This window comes from Treponema phagedenis (assembly GCF_008153345.1).
In the GTDB taxonomy this organism is placed as follows: domain Bacteria; phylum Spirochaetota; class Spirochaetia; order Treponematales; family Treponemataceae; genus Treponema; species Treponema phagedenis.
Map to the genome: position 1 here is coordinate 181,905 of NZ_CP042818.1, position 25,140 is coordinate 207,044.

The following is a 25,140-nucleotide window of genomic DNA, read 5'->3' on the forward strand; positions in this document are numbered from 1 at the left end:
TGTACTGCCCCCCATTTTTTGGACACGAAAGTTATTTTTTTTAAGCAACCTGCGTTCTAAAATCAACAGGTGACTTCCAACCTAATTTTTTTTGAATTCTTTCATTGTTAAAGAATTCAATGTACTTACCTATAAGTTCTTCCATCTGTTTATAAGTGAGTAATCCATTTTTCAATGTATCATAATAACCACTTTCACATTTAATGGTTCCAAAAAAGTTTTCTATGCAGGCATTATCCCAACAGTTTCCACGCCGGCTCATGCTTTGTATCATCCCAAGTTCAGTCAGTTTTTCTCGGTACGCATGTGATGTATACGTTGCTCCTTGATCGCTATGTAGCAGGACTCCTTCAAGACTATATTTTTCGGCTCGGTGCGTAACGGTGTCAACAGCAAGTTGTGCATCCACATGCCGTGAACACGCATAGGCAACTATCTCTCGATTATATAAATCCAATATCGGACTTAAATATAACCAGCCGCCTTTTACTCTAAAATATGATATGTCCGTAACCAGCTTGCTTAAAAATGTCGTTGCGACAAACTCTCGGTTAAGAATATTTGACGGAAGATTTTTTCGTTCTTCCTTTTTCTGCTTGTAATACTCTTTTGGATGCTTTCGCCGGCGTATTTTTGCCTGTAATCCATACTTTTTCGCTATTCTCTCCACTCGCTTGTGGTTTATTGGCCTGTCCAGCATTACACTTAGAAGCTTGCTTTTTGGTTTAGCCCCAGCTGTTTGTTGGATTTTCTTCGGCAGCTTTTTAATCGCTTCACATATAATCATATCTTTCTCGTGCTTCGTTGTATTATCTTTATTGGAATAATACACACTTCGAGCGATACCGGTAATTTCACAAATCTTTTTCACCTGGAATTTCCTTTTGTGTAAATCCTTGGTTATATGCACTTGAATTTTTTTTTATCTTGTTGCTGCTTTTCAATTTCCTGTTCAAGTCTTTTCGCATACTCCATCCAGTAGGCGCAGGCGTGCTTGTAGTGATCAAGTTCTTTATCGCCGCTTGGTTTAAAAACTGCTAATTCTTTTTCCAAATCGATTTTCATAGTACTACCTCTCCTTCCGGCTAGTAGTATACCACGAATAACGTCTCGCGTCACACCATATTTTTTTGCTAATTTTTTGTACCCCAATGCGCCGCGTAGATACTCCGCTCTCACTTGTGCTTTGAATTGCTCATCATGCTGTTTTCTTTCCATTTGTTTTTCTCCTACTGCTCGTGTCCAACTTTTGGGGGGAGGTACACGCCGCTAGAGGGATGTAAATTTTAGCCCCTCCATGGACGGCAAAATCAGAACAATGCTTTATTAAAACTCATACTTTGAATTTTTCAATTTCGCTGTTAAGTGTAACAACTCTCTCTTTGTTTTGCTGGGTAATATTATTTATTTGCTGCAAGGATGAATTTATTGATTTTGTTGCCGTTGCAACTTCTTCCATAGCCGTTCTTAAGGCTTCAGTCATTTTTGAAAGCCCCTGCATCTCGTTCGAGATTTGCTCACTGCCGGTAAGTACTTCGTCTGAATTGTTTCGGACCTGATAAGTTAATTCAGCAACATCGGCAATTGAGTTAAGAACCTGTCTGTTTTCCCGTCCTTGTTCTTGCATAGTCTGCACAGCAGAGTCTTCCTGTCCCCATATTTTTTTAGAAAGAGAAAATATATCATTAAAAATGGTTTCCGAATTTTTAATGATTTGAGAAACATCGACTATTTGTGTTTTCAAATTCTTAAGCACACTGGAGATTGATTTGCTTTGCGTTGAAGACTCTTCGGCAAGTTTTCTGATTTCTCCGGCTACAACGGCAAAGCCGCGCTCGCTATCTCCTGCATGAGCGGTTTCAATTGCCGCATTCATAGAAAGAAGATTTGTTTGATCCGCAACACTTTGGATAATTGTACTTGCCTCTAAAAGTACGGCAGAGCTTTCATTGATTGTTTTCATCAATTCAGATACTTTTACGGTTGAATCCTTTGCTGCTTCCGAAGCGGTTTGAAGGCTTACTATATTCTTCATGTTTTCTTGTAAACTTGCCGTTGTGGATTCAACATTTGCAACCATTTTTTCAACTGCTAATCTTGTCTCCGCAATGTTTTTGCTTTGCGCTTCGATATTATCATTTAAACCTTGCATGGTGCGCACAATTGCTTCACTCGCAGCGGTAGTTTCTTCAACGCTTGTCGCCTGTGCGGTTGTCTGATGTTTCACGTTCTCGACTGTTAATGTAATTTGATTTATTGACACAGAACTTTCATTCATTTGCTCAGCAAGATTTTCGATAGCGGTACGTATTCCATCGGAATTGTCGCGTATAGAAAGCATTGCATTGCGAATTTTTGCAATTGTTTTATTAAATGCAAGCGCTACATCCGCCGCTTCGTCTTTTGTTTCAGGCGTAATCGAAACGGTTAAATCTCCGTCCTGTTCGGAAATATTATGCAATAAAAGAGCCGTTTTTTTCAGCGCTCGAGATATTCTTGCTGCCGCAAAAAAAGCGACAATTGTTCCGATAATTAAAAAAATAAGCAGAATTATAATACAATAAAAAAGCATTCTTCTGATCGGGGCAAAAATTTCATTATATGAAACGGCAATACCAATTGTCCAATCTGTTGTCTTCGAATGCGAAAAATACAAAAATCTTTTAACTCCGTCATAGTCGGTAACCAAAACATTACTCAATCTATCTTTAGAAGCACTTTTAAGAATATCCGTAATTTTATTTCCATCTTCCAGTTCCTTAATATTAGTAGTAATGAGCTTGCCTGTTTGTGAGTCAATTTTTGCATGATACTTTTCATTCGGATGTGAAAGCAGATTACCGGCATCATCTATTAAAAAAACATACCCGTTCATTTCCAATTGAAAATCATCTAAAATGGCAAAGAACGCATCTAATAAAATATCATCATTGAAAACACCGTTCATGCCGTTTTTCATTTTAAATTTTTTAGCAATTCCCATTGCAACATAGGTTCCGTCATCACTAACACTTGCATACGGTTCGGTAATAAAAAAGCCGTCAGCTTTCTCCGCTCCCGTGTACCAAGGCCGATTTGTCGCAATAAAATCCGCAGGCGCTTTCCATGCGCGGGCGTTGGCAAATAACTCATTTTCAAAGGCAAGACAAAAATCATTTTCCGGATATTCTTTTCGTAGGTATACAAGATATGAGGTAAGATCTTCATACGTGTATAAATCAAATTCTACCATCAGTTTAATTATGAGATCTATTTGTGTGAGAATTTCGCTAAACCTTGAATCAATTTGTAAAGTTAAATTGTTTGCACTTAGGGCGTTACTCGCATTAATATTCTTTTCCAAATTCCTTGTTGAAATAATTAAAATATTTGCACCGATAACGGTAGCACAAAGAAAGCAAACGATAGTTGTTGTTAAAATAATTTTTTTTTGAATAGTCACAGGTCAGTCCTCCTTTTAAAAATATTTAAACCCATTATATATTTTCAAAATTATGAGGAGTTGATAAATGCTCTAAATATATAATGGTAGAGCAAGGTGTTCATATAATCATTATAGTTAAGAAAGTATTAAAGCTCTAAAATGATAATATGGGCGTACCAAATTTTTAAAATTAGTGCAATGAGTACAAATGCTGTTTTTTAAAAAGAGTCCGACACGACGGTTTGGTTTTGACGTCCTTGTCAAAACCAAACCTATGAGTTTGAAAACTCCTGTTTATATAGCTGTGGTAGTTTTCAAACTCAATTCTGCTTGGAACCACGGGCGTCCATGCCCGTTCTGATTTTGCCGTCCATGGCGGTGCTGAGTTTTTGCCGTCCGTGGCGGTGCTGAGTTTTTGCCGTCCGTGGCAAAACCAAACCTGCGAGTTTTAAAGCTTTGCAAATTACCTTGCTTTAAAACGTCACTTCTGCGTGGAACCACGGGCGTCCATGCCCGTTCTGAGTTTTGACAAGGGTGGGTAATTTACCATAGGGCGAAGTTTTGAAAATTTACTGTAACTTCGTCAACGAGTTTTAAAGCTTCAATTTTATAATTTTATGTTGATGCTTTAAAACATCGTTTGGAATTTAATAAGTGCGGGCAATTTACCATAGTAATGCTGAATCTGTGAGCTGTTATGGTTAATACTCCAATTACTAGCAGCAATTTAATTAAAAAACGTTATACTAGTTTTTTATACAATACCCTTCATCGGTTTCTGCCACAAAACCTTCGTCAATGAGAGCGGAAAGGGCGGTTTCAAAGTGAGTGAGTTCTATATCGATGGTTGCAGACAGTTCCGACTTGGCTGCGGGTTTTTCAAAGTTCTGCAAGCTGCGTAAAATTGCGCCGCGCATTTGGCGCACCGAGCCTTCAAATTTTGATTGTTTAGTATAATGCTTACTTCGACGGTTCGGGTTTTTTATTCGTTTTTTTAATTCCGCCCCATAATCCATCAGCGCATAGTACCAAAGACGGGGGTTTTCAGTGTACAAGACATCGGTAATGAGTTTGAATATTTCAGTATCGTGGACTTTTTCTTTATCAGGGAAGAAAAAAAACAAAAAAACCGAGCGGATATTTGTTTCGATCAAAGCCAAAGCGTTGTTATAAGCAAAAACTGAAATTGCGGCAGCCGTATACGACCCAATTCCGGGAAGTTTTTGCAAATCTTGAGGATTTGCAGGAACCTTTCCTTGATACTCGGAAACAATTTTTTTTGCCGCTTCATGCAAAAAACGCGCGCGTCTATTATAACCGAGCCCGCTCCACATTGTGAGTACCGACATAAAATCGGCATCGGCAAGATCTTTTACTGTAGGGAAACGCTCAAGCCAGCCAAGATATTTCGGAACAACCCGCTCTGTTTGTGTTTGTTGGAGCATAAACTCGGAAACCATGATCTCATACGGATCGGCTGTCTCTCTCCATGGAAAATTTCTTCCGTGTGCTTTATAGTAATTGATGATACGTTTTTGGAAATCTTCAATTTGCTTGGACGAAAGAGTCATTTTATGCGGTTTTTACAATTAAATTTTTACTAAGCAAACAGGAAATAATTAATTCAACTATTTCTTCGGGAGATTTTTTTTCGGTATCAATAATTAAATCTGCAAACTGATAATTGCTGTTATCGATATTGTATAACATTTTGTATCGGCGAGTATCTTCTTTATCGCGCATGGCGGTAAAAGCTTTGATTTCCGAAAGTTCTCCGCCGTCTCTTTTTTGTACGCGTTTGGCACGCTCCTCCTCCGACGCAAAAAGATATACTTTTAGGTCTGCCTCTTTTAAAAGCCAAATCGCAAGACGGGAACCCAATACGCACGAAGATTTTTGCGCAAGCTCAACCTGTTTGGTGTCCACTTTTTTATCATACGAGAAATCGGTTTTTGCCCGTTGAATTATTTCGGTAAAAGGAATGTTTAACTCTTTTGCAATATTTTTAAAAGTATAGTTAATACAGGGCAAACGGAGTTTTTCCGCAAGCAGACCGGATACGGTTGTATTTCCACAGCCCGATGCGCCTGAAATTGCAATTCGTAATATTTTGTCCTGAGGTACGCGATAATCTTCTTTCATTTATTTCTCCGAATTATGATGCAATTAAATAGAGTTTTAATACCTATTGGGGAAGTGCTTCATTCTAAATTTCTTGCCTGCTCTCGAATATTTTCCAGCGCATCTTTTACATTTACCACTGCCTGTGCAATTTCAATGAGCTGGTTTTTTGAGCCTATAGTGTTTATTTCCCGGTTTATTTCCTGACAAATAAAATCAATTTTTTTGCCTGAAGTTTTGTTCGTTTCCAACTCTTTTTTTAAAGCGGCAACATGAGCTTTCAGCCTAACAACTTCTTCGTTGATCGTGTATTTAATAAGAAGAGCCGCTACTTCCTGCAATACGCGCTGTTCATCAAACTGACTGTTTGTAAGCTCTGTAAATTTATCCTGCAGGTTTTTAGTAAATATTGCTTCCATTTGAGCGGAAAAACGGTCGATCTCTTCTATAGAATATTCAATTTTTTGCAGCATATTCAGGATATCTTTTGCAAGAGCCGCTCCTTCGGTATGCCGAAATGAATCATAGCGTTCAAGAAGCGTATCTAATATGGGAGGCAGTTTACTCTCCCAAATTTCGGCATTAAACACCCTGTCAATTTGCAAAACTCCTTCTTGCTTAATAATAAGCGAAAGACTTATTTCATCCTGCAAATTAATTGTATCGGCAATAGTTTTAACCGCATCATAATATGCCTTTGCCATTTGCGGGTTTGCACTCACATTCATATTAATGTTCGCATTTTTTATACGAAAATTAAGTTCAACCTTGCCACGCAAAATTTGCTTTGTGCAGTGAGCTCTGATTAAAGACTCAAAACGGGTCATCCAAAAAGGGAGATTTATATTTAAATCTAAAAATCGGGAATTATAACTTTTAATCTCACAAGCAATTTCAAAATTATCAATGGTTGTCTCTAAATTTGCATAACCAGTCATGCTTTTCATGATTATTCGTTGCGCCTCTACTTTGAAAATTTTTCATAAAGAGTTCTACCGAGTTTCCAGTTATCGCCTGCACCCATTGTGATAAAAAGATCTCCCGATTGTAATTCTTTCTCTAAAAACGATTCCGCATCCATAACTTCTTCATAATAGTAGGTTTTTCGACAAGATTTTTTAGTAAGTTCAAACAATTGCCTGCCGGTAACTTCTCCATGATACACTTCCCGCGCAGAAGCATAAATTTTGTGTAAAATTATTTCATCTGCAGAGGAAAAGGCTTGAGAAAATTCATTTAAGAGAGCGGCGGTTCTTGAATACGTGTGAGACATAAAATCTACAATAATACGTCGATTAGGATAAAATTCCTTTAAGCCTTTAAGCGTTGTTTTTATTGCGGTAGGATGATGCGCATAATCATCCATAAATAAAATACCTTTTGCTTCTCCGACAATTTCACTCCTGCGTTTTGCACCTTTAAAAGAAGCCAGGGCTTTGCGAATTATGGTGATATCGTTGATGGTTGTCTCTTTTCGTTCAAGCTTTACTAAACTTAATACAAGCGCAATGGCAGCGGCAGCATTAAGCACATTATGATGCCCCGGAACAGTAAGATAAAACTCTCCGGCAAAACCTTTTAAAGAAAAATAAAGCTTTTCATCGCGAACTCCGTGTATTTTAACACCGAACTCACTTGAAACGCTTTCCCCGTATGGGATATAGATTAAATCGGGTCTGCTGGAAAAGGCAAGATTTATTGCTTCTTTTGCTCCCGGATCATCCGCACAATAAAAAATCTCGCTAAATTGCGGAAGCCTATCGATGTATTGTAAAAATGCCGCAAGAATATCTTCATATTGAGGATAAAAATCCTGATGGTCGCTTTCTACACTGGTCAATACAATTTTTTTAGGATAAAAGTTAAGAAAATGTTTTTTATATTCGCAAGTTTCGGCAATGAAAAATGAATCTCCGTGAATCATTGTGCACGAATTACCGAAGTTTGCAATCATACTCCCTGCTAAAACAGAAGCATCAAGGTCTAAAGCTTTTACGAGTGTGCCAACGATGCCCGTTGTGGTTGTTTTACCGTGAACGCCAGCAATACCGCAGGAATAGCTATGCCGAGAAAAATCTCCGAGCGCTTTCGGATACGAAAGTGTAGGCAAAGAGCGCATAAACGCTTCATGCAATTCTTCATTTTCTTCAGGCGTGTATGCCGCAGAATAAATAACCAACTGGGTATCGGGAGGAATATTCTTTGCAGAAAAAGGAGCGGTAACCGCTATCTGCAAATGCTTTAGCACCTCGTCCGTATAAAATTCATCCGCCACATCACTGCCGGTAATCACTGCCCCGCGGGAAACTAAAAGCTCCGCCAAGGCAGACATCCCCGTACCCTTAATCCCAATCATATGTATTTTAAACCCGTTTACATCGGCAGGTAATCCGCTTTGTTTCATAACTCATCATAATCTAATTTATGCTTTTTAGCAAGCATGAGGTTTTTCTGCACAAACTGCACTGCTCTTAATACGAAATATAGGCAGACCTAAGAACTGCCCACAAGCCCTTACAATAACCATTAGTACAGCGTTTTTTTTAATACATTTTACAAAAAAGAGTCCGACACAACGCAACGGTGAGCAATTTACCATAGTAATGCTGAATCTGCAAGCCGTTATGGTTAACACTCTAATTACTAACAGAAACTTAATTACAAAACATTATATTAGTATGGTACGTTTACTCGCCCTTTCTCAACTCAAAACTCGTAGGCGAACCATAGGCAGAAATTCTAAAGGATCGCCCTTGTTTCAGGGTTGAAATGAATTGTTTTTATACGTTGAATTATTCTTGTTTTTAATATATGATATTGCTAACGGCTTTCGGTATTTGGACTTTTCGCCGGCGGTGTTTTTTGCGGCGTAATGGGTTGGAAGTCACCTGTTGATTTTAGAACGCAGGTTGCTTAAAAAAATAACTTTCATGTCCAAAAAATGGGGGGCAGTACATAAGGCCTAAAAAGCTCTGCGCCAGCAGCAACTGAAAACAGGCAGGTTAAGGGCTGCCGAAGCCCTTAATGCGAAGCATAAACCGGCGGGGTCTAAGGGCTCTGCCCAAGCCCTTACAATAAACATAAGTATGGTAAATTACTCACCGTTGCGCCGTGTCGGGCTCGTTTTTAATGAAAAATTGAATGTCCGCCCCTTATTCACACATATTTCGCTTGTTTATATCTTTTTGAAAACTTGGTATACTTGGTGCGATGAAACAGTTTGAGCTTATTTCGGATTATGCGCCTTCGGGGGATCAGCCGGAGGCTATTCGGCAGTTGGCGGACGGTGTGCTTGCGGGGGATCGATTTCAGACGTTGAAGGGCGTAACCGGCTCGGGGAAGACGTTTACGATGGCGAATATTATTCAAGCGGTGCAAAAGCCGACGCTGATTATCAGTCACAACAAGACGCTGGCAGCGCAGTTGTACCGCGAGTTTAAGGGCTTTTTTCCGCATAATGCGGTTGAGTATTTTGTTTCGTATTACGATTATTATCAGCCGGAAGCGTATGTGCCCGCCCGCGACCTCTATATTGAAAAGGATGCTTCGATCAATGATGAGATTGACCGTCTGCGTTTGTCCGCTACGTTCAGTTTAATGGAACGCAGGGATGTGATTGTTGTTTCAACCGTGTCCTGTATTTACGGTTTGGGTTTGCCTGAATCGTGGCGCGATTTGCGCATTACGATTGAGAAGGGGCAAACGGTCGATATGGAGAATTTAAAGCGGCAATTAGTTTCGTTGCAGTACGAGCGGAATGATGCGGTTTTGGAGCGCGGCCGGTTCAGGCTGAAAGGCGATGTGCTTGAGGTTTTTCCCGCTTATATGGAAGAAGCTTACCGAATAGAATTTGACTGGGAAGAGATTGTGCGTATCCGCCGTTTTCATCCGATAAGCGGAGAAATCAGTACAGAGTTTGAAGAGCTTTCGATTTATCCTGCAAAGCATTTTGTTTTAAAGGAGGATGCAATTCCGACTGCGCTGGTTCGTATCCGGAAGGAGCTTGACGATCGGCTTGCCGTGCTGCGGGCGCAAAATAAACTTTTGGAAGCGGAGCGGCTTAAAACCAGAACCGAGTACGATATTGAAATGCTTTCGGAGATGGGCTATTGCCCCGGAATAGAAAATTATTCCGCACCGATTGCAAACAGAAAACCGGGTGAGCCGCCTGCCACACTCTTTCATTATTTCCCGAAGGATTTTCTTCTTTTTATGGATGAAAGCCACGTAACTTTTCCACAAGTGGGCGCAATGTACGAAGGCGACCGTTCACGAAAACAAAATCTGGTAGATTTCGGCTTCCGTCTTCCTTGTGCGCTTGACAATCGCCCGCTTAAAATAAATGAGTTTGAAAGTATGCTTAATCAGGCGATCTTTGTTTCGGCAACACCGGGTCCAAAAGAAATACAATACTCAACGCGCATTGTCGAACAGCTTATCCGCCCGACCGGATTACTTGACCCGATATTGGAAGTGCATAAGTCGGAAGGGCAAATGGAAGATATCTACCGCGAAATACAAAAACGCATTGTCGTCGGAGAGCGCAGCCTTATTTTAACACTTACCAAAAAAATGGCGGAAGACCTTACCGACTATCTTTTAGGGCTCGGGCTCAAAGTAAAATATATTCACTCCGAGATAGAAACCATTGAGCGTGTTGAAATCCTCAAAGGTTTGCGCGCGGGCGAATTTGATGTGCTTATCGGGATTAACCTTTTGCGGGAAGGAATTGACCTGCCCGAAGTTTCTTTTATCGGAATCCTCGATGCGGATAAAATCGGCTTTTTGCGCTCCACAACCAGCTTAATCCAGATTGTCGGGCGCGCCGCCAGAAACGAAAACGGCAAGGTTATCATGTACGCAGACCGCATCAGCGATGCCATGCGCGAAACCATCACGGAAACGGAACGCCGCCGCAGCATTCAACAGGCATACAACGCTGCGCACGGCATTACGCCGAAAACCATTAAAAAAGCAATTGAAGACATCCTTGTTCGCGAAAACGAGCTTAAAAAAGAAGCTGCCCAAGCAGAAACCGAACCGCTGATCAACAGCTTTAATCTGCTTGTCCCCGCCGACCGGAAAAAGCTTATCAAAAAACTTGAACAGCAAATGTCCGCCTTTGCCGACGAACTCCGCTTTGAAGAAGCCGCCGCCGTCCGCGACAAAATAGAAGAAATAAAACGCCTCAGCACCTAAAACCGCCGGTTGCTTTAAATTCCTGTCCGACTGCAGTAAGAGAATATTTTATAAATGAGTTTGAAAACTCCTGTTTATAAAAAGAGCCCGACACGGCGCAACGGTGAGCAAACTTACCATAGGGCGAAGTTTTGAAAATTTACTGTAACTTCGCCAACGAGTTTAAAAGTGGAAGGATATAATAAACGTACAGTCAAAAAAGCCCCTAAGGTATATAATAGGGAATAGTAGGAGGATACTATGCGACGTTATAGTCAAGAATTTAAACAGCAGGCATTACAACTGTCTGATGAAATCGGCACAAAAGAAGCGGCGAAGAATCTCGGTATTTCATACGGGACGCTGACCGATTGGCGAAAAACGAAAAATCGCTATAAAGCAAGCGACGGAGCTGCAACGGCAAAAGCTATCGTTTTGGATGAGCGAGAGAGACAGCTCCAACGCGAAATCAAAGAGCTCAAAGAAGCCAACGAAATCTTGCAAGGCGCACTCGCTTTTTTCGTGAAGGGCTGGAAGAAGTGAAAAAAAGCACTATCTTTGCATATATTTTTTACACGTATGAAAATGCCGACGGCAAAAAAAGCCATCCGGTTTTGTCGATATGCAAAGCGTTAGGCGTCAGCGAAAGAGGCTATTACAAATGGAAACAAAATCGTAATAAACCGAAACGCTGGCAGCTTCTTCTGGCCGAAATACATAAGATTATCGAGGAAGATTATTACAATGATAATTATGGCGTTGTGCGAATGGTGAGCGCTCTTAAGCAGCGAGGCAATCCCAAGTCGTATGCGACGGTACGAAATGCCATGAAAAAGGGAAATCTCCTGCATGAAAGCCGCAGAAGTCCTGACGGACTTACCAAAGCGGATAAAAAAGCGCAACGACCTGAAAATTTAGTAAAGCGAAACTTTTATGCATCAGAACCGGATACACTCTACTTCACGGACATAACAGAAGTTCCCTGCGCTGACGGAAAATTATACATCTGTCCGATGTTCGATGCCTGTGGCGGAGAGATTGTCTCGCTTGCGATGGATAGTAATATGAAAAAAGAGTTGTGCATACGAGCACTAACCGAAGCGTTTGAAATGAGGCAGCCTGGAGCCGGAGTCATAGTTCACAGTGATGCCGGAAGCCAATTTACAAGCATAGCGTATAAACAAACGCTTGGAAAATTCAAAGCTATCCAAAGCATGAGTGATGTTGGAAAATGTTATGACAATGCGCGCATGGAAAGTTTTTTTGCAACACTAAAGAAAGAACTTTTATATAGAATCGATACAACAAAGATGATGCGGGAACAAGTGAAAACGCTTGTATGGCAATACACCATGGTCTATTACAACCGGAAAAGAATCAGTACGGTTAATGAGGATGGCTTACCGCCGACATTGTATCGGCTGAAAGTCACAAAGAAAAAGAATGTAGTGGCTTGAACATACATTTAGGGGATAAAAATACTGAACTGATATGTCAATAACCAGTGAATATTTCACCCCTAAAGGGGGTTAATTTTGCAATGAAAATTGCACCCCTTAACACATTGTACTGCCCCCCATTTTTTGGACACGAAAGTTATTTTTTTTTAAGCAACCTGCGTTCTAAAATCAACAGGTGACTTCCAACCTAATTTTTTTTGAATTCTTTCATTGTTAAAGAATTCAATGTACTTACCTATAAGTTCTTCCATCTGTTTATAAGTGAGTAATCCATTTTTCAATGTATCATAATAACCACTTTCACATTTAATGGTTCCAAAAAAGTTTTCTATGCAGGCATTATCCCAACAGTTTCCACGCCGGCTCATACTTTGTATCATCCCAAGCTCAGTCAGTTTTTCTCGGTACGCATGTGATGTATACGTTGCTCCTTGATCGCTATGTAGCAGGACTCCTTCAAGACTATATTTTTCGGCTCGGTGCGTAACGGTGTCAACAGCAAGTTGTGCATCCACATGCCGTGAACACGCATAGGCAACTATCTCTCGATTATATAAATCCAATATCGGACTTAAATATAACCAGCCGCCTTTTACTCTAAAATATGATATGTCCGTAACCAGCTTGCTTAAAAATGTCGTTGCGACAAACTCTCGGTTAAGAATATTTGACGGAAGATTTTTTCGTTCTTCCTTTTTCTGCTTGTAATACTCTTTTGGATGCTTTCGCCGGCGTATTTTTGCCTGTAATCCATACTTTTTCGCTATTCTCTCCACTCGCTTGTGGTTTATTGGCCTGTCCAGCATTACACTTAGAAGCTTGCTTTTTGGTTTCGCTCCAGCTGTTTGTTGGATTTTCTTCGGCAGCTTTTTAATCACTTCACATATAATCATATCTTTCTCGTGCTTCGTTGTATTATCTTTATTGGAATAATACACACTTCGAGCGATACCGGTAATTTCACAAATCTTTTTCACCTGGAATTTCCTTTTGTGTAAATCCTTGGTTATATGCACTTGAATTTTTTTTTATCTTGTTGCTGCTTTTCAATTTCCTGTTCAAGTCTTTTCGCATACTCCATCCAGTAAGCGCAGGCGTGCTTGTAGTGATCAAGTTCTTTATCGCCGCTTGGTTTAAAAACTGCTAATTCTTTTTCCAAATCGATTTTCATAGTACTACCTCTCCTTCCGGCTAGTAGTATACCACGAATAACGTCTCGCGTCACACCATATTTTTTTGCTAATTTTTTGTACCCCAATGCGCCGCGTAGATACTCCGCTCTCACTTGTGCTTTGAATTGCTCATCATGCTGTTTTCTTTCCATTTGTTTTTCTCCTACTGCTCGTGTCCAACTTTTGGGGGGAGGTACATTCGGCATTTATAAATTGTTTGTACCGATTTTCGGCAGTTTACTTTCAATTATTATATTGGGTGAAGAATTTACCCTTCGGCTATTAATCGGAATGGTGTTTGTAATAGTGGGCTCCTACATATTAAATATGAAAAAGAAGCTCGGCAAAACTTGAAAAGACTTTTTCAGACTGTTGTTGGAACCTGAATTGCCAGGTTAGCTGGAAGAGATGCACATAACCCATAAAAACTTCTATCGGTGTTTTGTATCCAAAGGATTTCCGAGGGATGCTGCTTCTGTAATTGGTTAGTGCAGCGTTTTCTAATTAAGTTTCGTTATAAAAATCGGAGTATCAACAATAAGGACTTGCGGATTTAAGCATTCCTATGGCAAACTTCCACAGATGTCAAAAACAGGACAAAGGTAACCGATGTTTAAAAGTATCAATACAAAATTGTAAAATTGGAGCTTTAAAACTCGCAGGCACTCGTTTTTGCATAAATAAAGACCGGTAATCATTCCGCGTGCATCATCAATAAAAGCATGTAATGCGGATTTTTCTTTCCCGCCGAACCAAGGAAACGGGGTTGCGTCCACTTGCAACAGCTCTCCGAAGCAAGCTCTTCTATTGCGCGTTTTATGCACCTTCTTTCGTGTTCGTCTTTTCTTTGGTGAATAAATTCCATGTGATAACAGAATACGGCGCAGAGTCGAATATGACAGCTGCAATTGATATTCTTCAGTTACTATTTCATGAAAATGCAAAAAATTGCTTTTTGACAATGCGGGATCGCTTCGCAGCGCAAGTAATCGCTGCTCAATTTCTTTCGAGGTCTTCTTTGCAGAGGGACGCTGACTGTTGCCATGCAGCATTGCTGCTAAACCCTTTTCTTTGAACGCCTTTTTTAATTGCTGTACGCGTCTTCGTGAAAGGTTTAATCGAAGCGCAGCTTGTTGTACCGTACATCGCCCCTCTAAGCAGTTGGCGATAACATGTCCTCGTGTAATTTGATCAATGCTCATAAATAATTTCATTCCTCCAGTGTAATGTAATAAGTCAATAATTTCACCTCGGTAAAATATAGGGGCGAAATATTCATTGAAAACTTATAGGGGTGAAATTATCACAGATTAAAGACAATATCGCTTTCTCTTCTTGACAAAATTTATACTCTTGTGTATTATACTGCTCTATTGCGGATGTCGTATAACGGCTATTACCCCAGCCTTCCAAGCTGGAGACGTGGGTTCGACTCCCATCATCCGCTTATCTAATAAAACGAACAACAACCCATCTTTTTTTTAAATTTTGAACAATCACTATTTCTATTCTCTCGTGTAGCGTTTTGTAATTAACTTCCTGTTATAAAAATCGGAGTATCAACAATAAGGGGCTGCGAATTTCAGCATCACTATGGTAAGTTTACTCACCCTTGCGCCATGTCAAGCTCCTTTTTATAACAGGAAGCTTTAAAACTCATAGGTTTAGTTTTTGCCACGGACGGGCAAAACTCAGAACCGCCACAGATGGCGGTGGTTCCACGCAGAAACGATGTTTTAAAGCAAGGCAGCTTACAAAGCTTTAAAATAGTGTACCTCCCCCCAAAAGTTGGACACGAGCAGTAGGAGAAAAACAAATGGAAAGAAAACAGCATGATGAGCAATTCAAAGCACAAGTGAGAGCGGAGTATCTACGCGGCGCATTGGGGTACAAAAAATTAGCAAAAAAATATGGTGTGACGCGAGACGTTATTCGTGGTATACTACTAGCCGGAAGGAGAGGTAGTACTATGAAAATCGATTTGGAAAAAGAATTAGCAGTTTTTAAACCAAGCGGCGATAAAGAACTTGATCACTACAAGCACGCCTGCGCTTACTGGATGGAGTATGCGAAAAGACTTGAACAGGAAATTGAAAAGCAGCAACAAGATAAAAAAAAATTCAAGTGCATATAACCAAGGATTTACACAAAAGGAAATTCCAGGTGAAAAAGATTTGTGAAATTACCGGTATCGCTCGAAGTGTGTATTATTCCAATAAAGATAATACAACGAAGCACGAGAAAGATATGATTATATGTGAAGTGATTAAAAAGCTGCCGAAGAAAATCCAACAAACAGCTGGAGCGAAACCAAAAAGCAAGCTTCTAAGTGTAATGCTGGACAGGCCAATAAACCACAAGCGAGTGGAGAGAATAGCGAAAAAGTATGGATTACAGGCAAAAATACGCCGGCGAAAGCATCCAAAAGAGTATTACAAGCAGAAAAAGGAAGAACGAAAAAATCTTCCGTCAAATATTCTTAACCGAGAGTTTGTCGCAACGACATTTTTAAGCAAGCTGGTTACGGACATATCATATTTTAGAGTAAAAGGCGGCTGGTTATATTTAAGTCCGATATTGGATTTATATAATCGAGAGATAGTTGCCTATGCGTGTTCACGGCATGTGGATGCACAACTTGCTGTTGACACCGTTACGCACCGAGCCGAAAAATATAGTCTTGAAGGAGTCCTGCTACATAGCGATCAAGGAGCAACGTATACATCACATGCGTACCGAGAAAAACTGACTGAGCTTGGGATGATACAAAGTATGAGCCGGCGTGGAAACTGTTGGGATAATGCCTGCATAGAAAACTTTTTTGGAACCATTAAATGTGAAAGTGGTTATTATGATACATTGAAAAATGGATTACTCACTTATAAACAGATGGAAGAACTTATAGGTAAGTACATTGAATTCTTTAACAATGAAAGAATTCAAAAAAAATTAGGTTGGAAGTCACCTGTTGATTTTAGAACGCAGGTTGCTTAAAAAAAAATAACTTTCGTGTCCAAAAAATGGGGGGCAGTACATTTAGCAGCCACGACAAGAGCATGAAGAAAAAAGCTCTGCATTTAAGTGTTATAGTTTGAATTTTTATCCGGATTTGCATTTTTGATAAAATGCCTTGCAGCTCTCCGTCCGGCTAACGTAATTTGCTGTTGTAACTCAAACACACTTCATCCTTTCTATGCTGATTGTTCTTCGCACATACCCTGTCGACTGCATTATTTTTCAACGCAAATAAGATCATTTTACCAGTATAACGTTTTTTAATAAGTCGATTCGTTTTTTAATACATCTTACCTAAACGTAAAAAATTTTATAAAAAGAGCCCGACACTACGGTTTAGTTTTTGACGTCCTTGTCAAAAACTAAACCACGAGTTTTAAAGCTTTGCAAACTACTCTGCTTTAAAACATCGTTTCTGCGTGGAACCACGGGCGTCCATGCCCGTTCTGATTTTGCCGTTCGTGGCAAAATTATACCTATGAGTTTGAAAACTCCGAGTACGCTGTGGTAGTTTTCAAACTCATTTCTGTTTGGAACCACCGCCGTCCGTGGCGGTTCTGATTGCAGGTTTTAATATTCTTGTTTACAGTGGCTGCAAGCTTAAAACCATATTTATTAACGGCGGTAGTTTTTAAACTCCCTTCTTTCTTTTCACTTTTACACAATTATACGGACTTTATCCTTTTGTATTGCTAATTGTCGTATACAAAATCCAAGTTAATCAGAGCGCGTTGCATTAATATAAAAATCTGAATTTATTTCTCTATTTTCTTTTATTTTAAAATATGATACCATATTTTTTATGGATTATTATGCGCTTCAGGTACAAACCGGTAAAGAAGCTTTTTTTATCTCTTCGGTAAATGCCGGAGATAAAGAAACTTCCGAGCGATGGCAGGTTTATTTTCCGCAGAGAACTTTGAATATCCGAAAAAAAGGAGTTTTTTTAAAAAAAAATATGCCAGTCTTTCCGGGGTATGTATTTTTAGCTGCAACCATATTAGATGCCAAATTATACAAAAAGCTAAAATCAACTAAAGGATTTTACAGATTTTTACCAAACAACCAAAATCCTTCGCCGCTTTTCGGCAGAGATCTTATGCTCTTACAACATTTTATATCTTTTGGAAATCTTGCCGGTATTTCTCAAGTTTGCTTTGACGAAAACGATCGCATAAAAATATTGGCAGGTCCCTTAAAAGGTTTAGAAGGAGACATTGTTAAAGTGGATAAACGCAAAGGCAGGGCGAAAATAAAACTCGATATGTATACAGACTCTTTTTTAATAGACTTCGGGTTTGAAATTTTGGAAAATATCGGCAAAGCAAAAACGAATGAAAACACTCAGTAAAAAACGGAACGTTTAGATATGATAGAGAAACAAAAAAATTCCATATATATAATCGGTGCGGGCTTGGCGGGAACTATGCTCCTGAATGAAATACAAAAAAAAGAAATTTTCGGCAGTGTTGCCGCCTTTTTAGATGATGACCCCGAAAAAATCGGTACGAAAATTCACGGAGTTCCGGTGCTTGGCCCCATCAATGAGGTTGCAAGTCTTATCCGCATAACGCGAAGAGATGAGGCGCTTATCGCAATTCCCAGTATTACCATAGAACGTTTGCGCGAAATTTACGCTCTTCTTAAAACGGCAGGCTTCACTATGATAAAACTCCTTCCCGCACTTTCGCAGATTATTGACGGAACGGCGCACCTTATCCAAACCAGAGAAATTAATCCGCAAGATTTACTTGCACGAACGCCGGTAAAAATCGGCTTAAAAAAAAGCTTGCAATATTTGCGCGGCAAACGCGTCCTTATCACCGGAGCCGGCGGCTCAATTGGCAGTGAGCTTGCCCGTCAGCTTTTATCCGGCGGGGCGGAGCGGCTTTACCTGCTTGGGCACGGCGAAAATTCGATTTATCAAATTGATAAAGAGTTGCGCAAATTGCAGGAAGGGGGCGTCGGGGAAAAAGCAACCATTGTTCCGATAATCGGAGAGCTGAAAGACAGGGATTACACCAACTATATTATCAAACAGCTTCGGTGCGATGCGGTATTTCACACGGCTGCATACAAACACGTCCCGATGATGGAGCGCAATCCGGTTGCGGTTATCGAAAACAATGTGTTCGGCACAAAAAACCTTCTTGATGCCTGTATTGCGCACGATGTAAAACGCTTTGTGCTTATTTCCACCGACAAGGCGGTTGACCCAATTTCGATATACGGCGTGTCAAAAATGCTTAACGAAAAAAACCTGCTTGCCGCCGCAGCGCAAATCAACGGTAAAAAAAATCAGGACGCCGCATACATGTTTGTCCGTTTCGGAAACGTGCTCGGTTCGCGCGGCTCAATTTTTCCGCTTTTTATGGAGCAAATACAATGCGGCGGCCCCGTTACCGTAACCGATCCGCAGATGACGCGTTTTTTTATGACCATCCCCGAAGCCTGTTCCCTTGTTCTGCAAACAGGCGGCGTGGGAATTAACGGGCAGTCTTACCTGCTGGACATGGGCGAGCCGGTAAATATTTTGGAAACGGCGAAACAGCTTATCAGATTTCACGGATATGAACCGGAAAAAGACATCCCGATCGAAATAATCGGTGTGCGCCCCGGAGAGCGGCTAACCGAACCGCTTTGGTCAAGCGATGAAGCTATTGAAAAAACCGGCTATCCGAAAATTCTCCGCCTACATGAAAAAACCGCCTTTGACATTCAGCGGCTTGAAACTATTTGGCAGCAGCTTTATCCCTATTGCTTTTATACGGGGGACGAGGCCAAATACAGAAATAAAGAAGGGTTATTGCAAACATTGAAGGATTTGGGTTTAGTTTGAGTTCAGGCATTGCGGTTTGAGTTTTCACAAAAACCGGCTTTGGGGAAAACAGAATAGTAAGCGCTGCCCGGTATAACGTTCCGTAATTAAGTTGCTGTTATACCAATCGGCACACCAACAATAATGTCGTGAGGATTCAGTATTCCTATGGTAAATTGCTCACCGTTGCGCCGTGTCGGATTCTTTTTTTAAAATTTTTATGATTTATACAAAATGTATCAAAAAATGGATAAGGGTATCGAAAAACCACTTGTACTATACAACATAATTTATAGCATAATACATCAAAACAAAAAGGACACTCAATGAGTGTCCTTTATTTTAGCGGCAATAGGGCTTGAACCTATGACCTAACGGATATGAGCCGTTTGCTCTACCAACTGAGCTATACCGCCATAGACGTTTATTGTATAAAAAGAGGGCTCTTTTGTCAATATATTTTTGAGAGTTTTAATAAAGCTGTTTAATAAATAAACGCGCACGATATATGAAGCTTTAATAAAAAATTATCCTTTTACGGCAGCGCTGAGCATTCCGCTGATAAAATGCTTTTGAAATAGCAGGAAGAAAATCAGTACCGGCACTAATGCAATAACAGCTCCAACCATGATTGAGCCGTAATTTACCACTTGTCCCGGTGCAACCATCAAAGCAAGCACAAGGGGAATTGTAAAATTAGCCCGCTCATTAAGTACAATGAGCGGCCAAAGATAACTTCCCCATTGATTTACAAAGGATAAAATACCAAGAGAAGCGAGTGCCGGACGCATAGAGGGCAAAACAATTGTAGCAAACGTTCGCAACATGCCGGCACCGTCAATTGTTGCGGCTTCAATAATATCATCAGGAAACGCAAAGAAATTTTGCCGCATTAGAAATACTCCAAAAATACCGCCTAAACCGGGAAGGATTACACCAAATGCGGTATTTAAAAGGCTCATCTTGTTTAATTGAATAAATAACGGAACAAGCGTTACTTGTTGAGGAATAAAAAGCGAACAGAGACAAATAAAAAAAAGAATATCTTTTCCCTTGAATTTGAGTTTTGCAAAAGCATAACCGGCAAGAGAATCAATGATTAAAAGCAGCGCAGTGTATAAAGCAGCAATAAAAAAACTATTCCAAAGATTGCGCATAATCGGGCTGAATTTTACTAATTCATTATAGTTATCAATAAAAGCCCTGCCCGGTATAAATGTTTTTGAAATCTTAAATATTTCGGTACTGTCATGTGTAGCCGCAATAAAAGTCCACACGAAAGGGAAAAGCGAAATTGCAGAAACAATAATGAGTAATACATATAATAACCAAAGATGTTTACCTTTTTTCATTTTTACTCCTATGATTTTACTCTTATGAATCTTTTGTCAGTTTTAATTGAATAACCGTTACAAGACCGATGATTATTGCTAAAATATATGAGCCTGCTGAAGAAACTCCAAAGTTGTATTTTACAAAAGCAAGGTTGTATAAATACTGTACAACAGTTAAACTTTCATTAACAGGACCGCCTCCGGTGAGTAAGTAGGGTTCGGTAAAAAGCTGTAACACACCGCTGATAGATAAAATTATCGAAAAAATTAATACTTGTTTTACTCCCGGTACGGTAACTGCAAAAAATCGTCGTATAGAATTTGCCCCGTCTATTGCCGCCGCCTCATAGAGCTCCGTATTGATATTCTGCAGCCCACTTAAAATAATAATTACATTATACCCTGTCCACCGCCACGTTACCGCCAACACAATAAGCAAGCGTGCAAGATATCCGGTATTAAACCATTGTAAAGACGGAAATCCAAATGTATTTAATATCGCATTAACAAATCCTGAATCTGCATTGAATAATAAACCGAAAACAATTGAATAACTGACCGTATCGATAAGGATAGGTAAAAAGATAAAAAGTCTAAACAAACCTTTTGCTTTCAAGAAAGCATTATTAATGCAAACCGCAAATATAAGTGCGAAGATTGTCTGCAAAGGAACCTGTAGAAATAAAATTGTGAATGTATTTTTCAGCGATTTATAAAAAAGATCATCTGAAAAAAGAAAACTGAAATTCTTGATCCCAACCCACTGAAAGCTACCTGAAGTATATCGCATAAAACTAATAGCAATAGAATATATTACCGGATATGCAAAAAACAATATAAAAAAGAATAAGAAAGGGAACAAAAATAAATATGGAGTTATGATACTTCTAAAAGACTTTTTCATACAACCTCCGCCGTTTTGTTGCACTGCTTATTGTAGAGAGTCTATTTCTTTTTGGGCTCTCTCTGCTGCTTTTTGCAATGCAGAAGAAGGATCGGCACTTTGTGTAAATATCTGACCAAATGCGGTTTGCAGCTCTGCTTGTAAAGCGGTATAATATGGACCGAAATTGATAACAGGCGCATTCGCTTCAGGGATAAAGGCTTGCCCTAATGAAAACCCGAAATAAGGATCATCTATATGATAAGCAGGATCTTTAAAAGAAGGCATATACGAGGTAAAAAGTCCGTAATCAAAATTAATTGCATTTCCTCGATCGCTCATCAGCGCAAACCGAAGAAAGTCTTTACATAGTTCAAGGTGTTTTGTTTTTACAGAAACTGCTAAAATTGAACCGCCAATATTTGCCGTTCTGCCAAAACCTTTAAAAGAAGGCAGGGGCGCTATTGCCCACTTGCCTTTTAAATCTTTCATTGAATTTTTCATGGTGCCGGTATACCATACAGCATAAGGCAAACTTGTAATTTTTCCTTCATTTATCGCTTTTATCCTATCATTCCATGCATCGGGAATATCAAATGCGGATCCGTTTTTTTGCAGCTCCTTTAAAACGCTAATTCCTCTTAGCATTTCCGGCGTATCAAAATTCACTTTTCCGTCCGCATCATAATATGAAACTTTTTGCTGATACGTTAAAAGCATTAACTCGTCAATTGAAGTTGAGCCATTATAACAGAAACCCCAAATATATGTACCGGTTTTTTCTTTTAAAATTTTTCCTGCTTGAATAAAATCATCCCATGTTTCTACCTTAGAAACATCAATACCGGCTTTGTCAAATATGTCTTTTCGATACATCCATGCACAGGGACCGATATCCCACGGTACTGCATAATATTTTCCGTCTTTTCCAATAACCTGGGCAAGTGCGGCTTTTTCAAAGTTTGTTTTTTCAGGCGCAATAAGATCACTTAAATCGGCAAATACAGAACCATATTTATTCATAAAAGCGGGAAAATCTCTGTTTTGAGCTTGAAAAATATCAGGAACATTCATTCCGGAAACTAATGCCGGAGTCAGCTTTGTATAGTTTGAATCAACATAATCAACAATAACTTTTCCAAGCTTTCCGCTCTCATTATATTCTTTTGCAATAGCCGTAAGTGCATCAGCCGCATCATTCCATGCAACAACGTGAATAACCGCCTCAGCAGGATTACTCGCTGTTTCTTTCTTCGAGCATGAACAGACAGCAGACACACTAAAAATAATCATCATTACAATAAAACTTATAAGTGAATAATTTTTTTTCTGTTTCATAAAATAACCCCCATAGCCTATTGTACGATATGGATTATGAAAAAACAAGGGAAATATTTATTTTATCCGCACTTACGCAGGAAGAATAAAAATCATACATTCACAGGCGTTGCGGTTTGAAATTTTTCTCTTAACCGATCTGTTTTTACTTCTCGGAGCTGAATCCTTACAAACCGCCATTGTAGAGCGATGTTTAAAACCGAAAACTCTTTTATGAGTGGTATCGATTTACTAAATTTATTCTTTTAATTTAGGCACTAAAAAATCTTCTTTAAAAAGGCGTCTTTGAAGCCTCGTTTTTGGAAGTTTTCAAGTACAGCGCCTCGTTCATCTCGTTGTATTGGACCAACAAAAACCTTGAATCTGTTTTTATTATCTTCTGTCTCTTTTTCTACCGTAATCGGATAGTCTTTGCCATATCGATGCATAATGCTCTGTACGTAAATGATATCGGTATATATCGCTATTTGCACATAATACTCGCCTTTTTTTAATTTACCGATATAAGGCTCTTCAACAACCTTCGGAGGCTTTTGAGGTTTTTCAATTTCCGGAATAACTATTTCTTTTACGGGCTCTTTTTCTTCCTCAGTTTTTTCGGGAACAGGTATTTCCAATTGAGAAATATTTGAAAGCTCTTGAATCATAGAAGAGTCTTCCGCTTCTTCCGGAGTTTCTTCAACCGGATCAATTGTTTCCGGAGTTTTCAATTCCTCTACTTCTTCCGGTTTTTCTTCAGTCTCAATTTTTTTCTCGGGAAGCGGCTGCACCGGAGAATCTACTACCGCAACAGGTTCATCAGCAAAAGGATTTTCTTCACGCGGAGCTTGCGGAGTATCAACAGAATCGACAGAAGCGGGATCAGCCGGCAATGGCATTTCCGGTGCAGAAGGAGTTTCTAATGAAATTACTTCTGCCGGTTCTTTCGGCTCTTCTTTTTCAGGAGCGGAAGGAATTTCTATTCCGGCTACAGGACTTGGTTCCTCGTGCTTTTTTTCCGGAGGATTTTGAGGAGAATCAATATTTTTTATTGCCGAAGGAGTTTCAGGCTCCGGTTTTTCAGGCGGCGTCGGAGATACAACAACTGCTACTTTTTCAGAGCGTAGCGATAATTCAGCCTGTTGATTATCTTGCGGATAGCGCGGAGCTGCAGGATGCAAGCTAACCTTGGGAACTGTCGGAACCGGCTCTAAGTAAACTTGCGGTACAGGCGGTTTTTCTTTTTCTTCAACCGGAGGTTTTACCGGTGCAGGTTCTGCCGGTTTTTCTTTTACCGGCTCAACATACACGATAGTTTCTTTTTTTATAGGTTCAGGAGTTTCTTTAATTTCCGGCTCCGGTTCTGCTGCCAGAATTTCTGCCGATTCTTCAGGAAGAGAAATTTCAGGTTCATCATAAAAAACAGATTCGGTATGAGTGTCATCTTTTTTTACAATTTCAACGGAAAGAGTATTATCTTGAGCATATTCAGGTAAAGAAAGATCGCTTTCATCTTCTCCTAATTCTCTTACATGGGTAGGTATAAAAATTCGTATTCTCGCCGTCTTTTTTGAATCTATTTTAAGTTCATTTGCTACCTTCGGAGATAAGCTTGCCAAAAGGCCGGGAATCCCCGCTGTTCCTATAACTACCGCACGAACTTTAATATCTTTTTCAAGATTAATAATTTCTACCAGCGTGTGTTTAGGGAACATATCGCTTCGTACAAACATTCCATCGGAAGGAAAATCTGCGGAGATTCCTGCAGCGGCATTTCCTTCCCACACCGCCCAAAGAGATGAAAACGAAATTAAAAAAATGCTGATAAATACTATAATTTTTTTCATTGTACCATTCCTTATTTGTCGGCTTTAAGATAACTCAATGCCGCTTTACCTATTATTGAACCGGTTTCTTCTGTCTTTCCGGAAAAGGTCTTTTGTGACAGTTTTTTTAAATTAACAGTTCCGCGAACAACTTCAGTGTTTGATTCAATGCGTACCAGGCGCCATGATATGTCTTTCCAATCCGGAGTTATATTTCCTTTTTTATCTCTTACTACTTCAGAAGAGTAATTACAATAAATAACAAGCAAATAATCCGGTAAGGTTTCAAAACTTTGTTTTATATTATCGGTATTTTCATAATCAAGTTCGCTTCCTTTAATAAGCGGTGTACCGGTAACAATAAAGCCTTGATTAAAAAAAACATCTAAAATCGCATCTCCTACAGCTTCCGTAGCAGCTTCCGCAGTTTCATGAGCGCCCCGATTTTGTACGGGAGAAAAAGCGAGCACTTCTCCCTTTGCATAAGAAAAAAGAAGAGTAAAAACGCCAAGCAAAATACAAAGCAATGGTTTTCTCATTTATAGTCCATCCTTATCCATAAATATCGGAAAATAAAAAAAAATATAAAGTT

General features: G+C 39.6%; 21 protein-coding genes, 2 tRNA genes and 1 pseudogene. 8 read left to right on the forward strand and 16 right to left on the reverse strand.

All coding sequences use genetic code 11. The features are described from left to right. Positions 1 to 40 precede the first annotated feature (40 nt). The 7 genes from FUT79_RS00795 to murC all read right to left on the reverse strand — a co-directional run bounded on the left by FUT79_RS00795 (position 41) and on the right by murC (position 7,949). The gene (locus FUT79_RS00795) at positions 41 to 910 is read right to left on the reverse strand and encodes an IS3 family transposase (RefSeq protein ID WP_280525095.1); all 870 of its coding nucleotides are present in this window, start codon (positions 908 to 910) and stop codon (positions 41 to 43) included. Beyond that, positions 901 to 1,218: a transposase gene (locus FUT79_RS00800; RefSeq protein ID WP_024752891.1), complete on the reverse strand. Its 318-nt coding sequence runs from the start codon at positions 1,216 to 1,218 to the stop codon at positions 901 to 903. The genes FUT79_RS00795 and FUT79_RS00800 overlap by 10 nt, the downstream gene beginning before the upstream one ends. Before the next feature lie 115 nt (positions 1,219 to 1,333). Next, positions 1,334 to 3,442 (reverse strand): methyl-accepting chemotaxis protein, encoded by a 2,109-nt coding sequence (locus FUT79_RS00805; protein WP_044634919.1) that lies wholly within the window; start codon positions 3,440 to 3,442, stop codon positions 1,334 to 1,336. 728 nt (positions 3,443 to 4,170) lie between these two features. Further along, a complete protein-coding gene (locus tag FUT79_RS00815; protein WP_024752894.1) occupies positions 4,171 to 4,995 on the reverse strand; it encodes an HhH-GPD family protein in 825 nt (274 codons plus the stop codon). 1 nt (position 4,996) lies between these two features. Beyond that, a complete protein-coding gene (cmk, locus tag FUT79_RS00820) occupies positions 4,997 to 5,566 on the reverse strand; it encodes a (d)CMP kinase (protein WP_002696371.1) in 570 nt (189 codons plus the stop codon). A 59-nt stretch (positions 5,567 to 5,625) separates the two neighbouring features. Next, positions 5,626 to 6,492 (reverse strand): YicC/YloC family endoribonuclease, encoded by an 867-nt coding sequence (locus FUT79_RS00825; protein ID WP_002696373.1) that lies wholly within the window; start codon positions 6,490 to 6,492, stop codon positions 5,626 to 5,628. A 17-nt stretch (positions 6,493 to 6,509) separates the two neighbouring features. Further along, entirely contained in the window at positions 6,510 to 7,949 is a 1,440-nt protein-coding gene (murC, locus tag FUT79_RS00830) for a UDP-N-acetylmuramate--L-alanine ligase (RefSeq protein WP_002696375.1), read from the reverse strand. Between the two features lie 806 nt (positions 7,950 to 8,755). Here murC and uvrB point away from each other — a divergent pair. The 3 genes and pseudogenes from uvrB to FUT79_RS00850 form a co-directional block, all read left to right on the forward strand. After that, entirely contained in the window at positions 8,756 to 10,744 is a 1,989-nt protein-coding gene (gene uvrB, locus FUT79_RS00840) for an excinuclease ABC subunit UvrB (RefSeq protein WP_024752895.1), read from the forward strand. A 240-nt stretch (positions 10,745 to 10,984) separates the two neighbouring features. After that, positions 10,985 to 11,266, forward strand: coding sequence for a transposase (locus tag FUT79_RS00845; RefSeq protein WP_024752184.1), 282 nt, complete (start codon positions 10,985 to 10,987; stop codon positions 11,264 to 11,266). Further along, positions 11,248 to 12,180, forward strand: a pseudogene (locus FUT79_RS00850) (IS3 family transposase); the annotation flags it as partial. The gene FUT79_RS00845 and the pseudogene FUT79_RS00850, both read left to right, overlap by 19 nt. Before the next feature lie 149 nt (positions 12,181 to 12,329). Here the strand turns inward: FUT79_RS00850 and FUT79_RS00855 are convergent. The 3 genes from FUT79_RS00855 to FUT79_RS00870 form a co-directional block, all read right to left on the reverse strand. Next, positions 12,330 to 13,199, reverse strand: a complete 870-nt coding sequence (locus FUT79_RS00855) for an IS3 family transposase (RefSeq protein ID WP_280525096.1) — start codon at positions 13,197 to 13,199, stop codon at positions 12,330 to 12,332. Next, positions 13,190 to 13,507 carry a transposase gene (locus tag FUT79_RS00860; RefSeq protein ID WP_024752891.1) on the reverse strand — a complete coding sequence of 106 codons (318 nt, stop codon included), beginning with the start codon at positions 13,505 to 13,507 and terminating at the stop codon, positions 13,190 to 13,192. Before FUT79_RS00860 ends, FUT79_RS00855 begins: the two co-directional genes overlap by 10 nt. Positions 13,508 to 13,918: 411 nt before the next feature. Next, positions 13,919 to 14,569, reverse strand: a complete 651-nt coding sequence (locus FUT79_RS00870; RefSeq protein ID WP_052335730.1) for a helix-turn-helix domain-containing protein — start codon at positions 14,567 to 14,569, stop codon at positions 13,919 to 13,921. A 161-nt stretch (positions 14,570 to 14,730) separates the two neighbouring features. Between FUT79_RS00870 and FUT79_RS00875 the strand changes: the two genes are divergently transcribed. The 5 genes from FUT79_RS00875 to FUT79_RS00900 all read left to right on the forward strand — a co-directional run bounded on the left by FUT79_RS00875 (position 14,731) and on the right by FUT79_RS00900 (position 19,209). Next, positions 14,731 to 14,802: transfer RNA gene (locus tag FUT79_RS00875), tRNA-Gly, on the forward strand. Positions 14,803 to 15,171: 369 nt separating this feature from the next. After that, a complete protein-coding gene (locus FUT79_RS00880) occupies positions 15,172 to 15,489 on the forward strand; it encodes a transposase (RefSeq protein ID WP_024752891.1) in 318 nt (105 codons plus the stop codon). Beyond that, positions 15,480 to 16,349 (forward strand): IS3 family transposase, encoded by an 870-nt coding sequence (locus FUT79_RS00885; protein ID WP_280525096.1) that lies wholly within the window; start codon positions 15,480 to 15,482, stop codon positions 16,347 to 16,349. The genes FUT79_RS00880 and FUT79_RS00885 overlap by 10 nt, the downstream gene beginning before the upstream one ends. A gap of 823 nt (positions 16,350 to 17,172) precedes the next feature. Beyond that, on the forward strand, positions 17,173 to 17,721 hold the full coding sequence (gene loaP, locus FUT79_RS00895) for an antiterminator LoaP (RefSeq protein ID WP_148878731.1): 549 nt from the start codon (positions 17,173 to 17,175) through the stop codon (positions 17,719 to 17,721). Positions 17,722 to 17,739: 18 nt separating this feature from the next. After that, positions 17,740 to 19,209, forward strand: a complete 1,470-nt coding sequence (locus tag FUT79_RS00900) for a polysaccharide biosynthesis protein (RefSeq protein WP_002696386.1) — start codon at positions 17,740 to 17,742, stop codon at positions 19,207 to 19,209. A 322-nt stretch (positions 19,210 to 19,531) separates the two neighbouring features. Here FUT79_RS00900 and FUT79_RS00905 read toward each other — a convergent pair. From FUT79_RS00905 to FUT79_RS00930, 6 genes are all read right to left on the reverse strand, one after another. Then, positions 19,532 to 19,604: transfer RNA gene (locus tag FUT79_RS00905), tRNA-Met, on the reverse strand. A gap of 111 nt (positions 19,605 to 19,715) precedes the next feature. Further along, a complete protein-coding gene (locus FUT79_RS00910) occupies positions 19,716 to 20,540 on the reverse strand; it encodes a carbohydrate ABC transporter permease (RefSeq protein ID WP_024751756.1) in 825 nt (274 codons plus the stop codon). A 22-nt stretch (positions 20,541 to 20,562) separates the two neighbouring features. After that, positions 20,563 to 21,426 (reverse strand): carbohydrate ABC transporter permease, encoded by an 864-nt coding sequence (locus FUT79_RS00915; protein WP_024751757.1) that lies wholly within the window; start codon positions 21,424 to 21,426, stop codon positions 20,563 to 20,565. A 27-nt stretch (positions 21,427 to 21,453) separates the two neighbouring features. Continuing rightward, positions 21,454 to 22,743 (reverse strand): ABC transporter substrate-binding protein, encoded by a 1,290-nt coding sequence (locus FUT79_RS00920; RefSeq protein ID WP_002696392.1) that lies wholly within the window; start codon positions 22,741 to 22,743, stop codon positions 21,454 to 21,456. Positions 22,744 to 23,000: 257 nt separating this feature from the next. Beyond that, on the reverse strand, positions 23,001 to 24,569 hold the full coding sequence (locus FUT79_RS00925) for an SPOR domain-containing protein (RefSeq protein ID WP_148889197.1): 1,569 nt from the start codon (positions 24,567 to 24,569) through the stop codon (positions 23,001 to 23,003). 11 nt (positions 24,570 to 24,580) lie between these two features. Beyond that, positions 24,581 to 25,087, reverse strand: coding sequence for a hypothetical protein (locus FUT79_RS00930; protein WP_002696396.1), 507 nt, complete (start codon positions 25,085 to 25,087; stop codon positions 24,581 to 24,583). Positions 25,088 to 25,140: the final 53 nt, after the last annotated feature.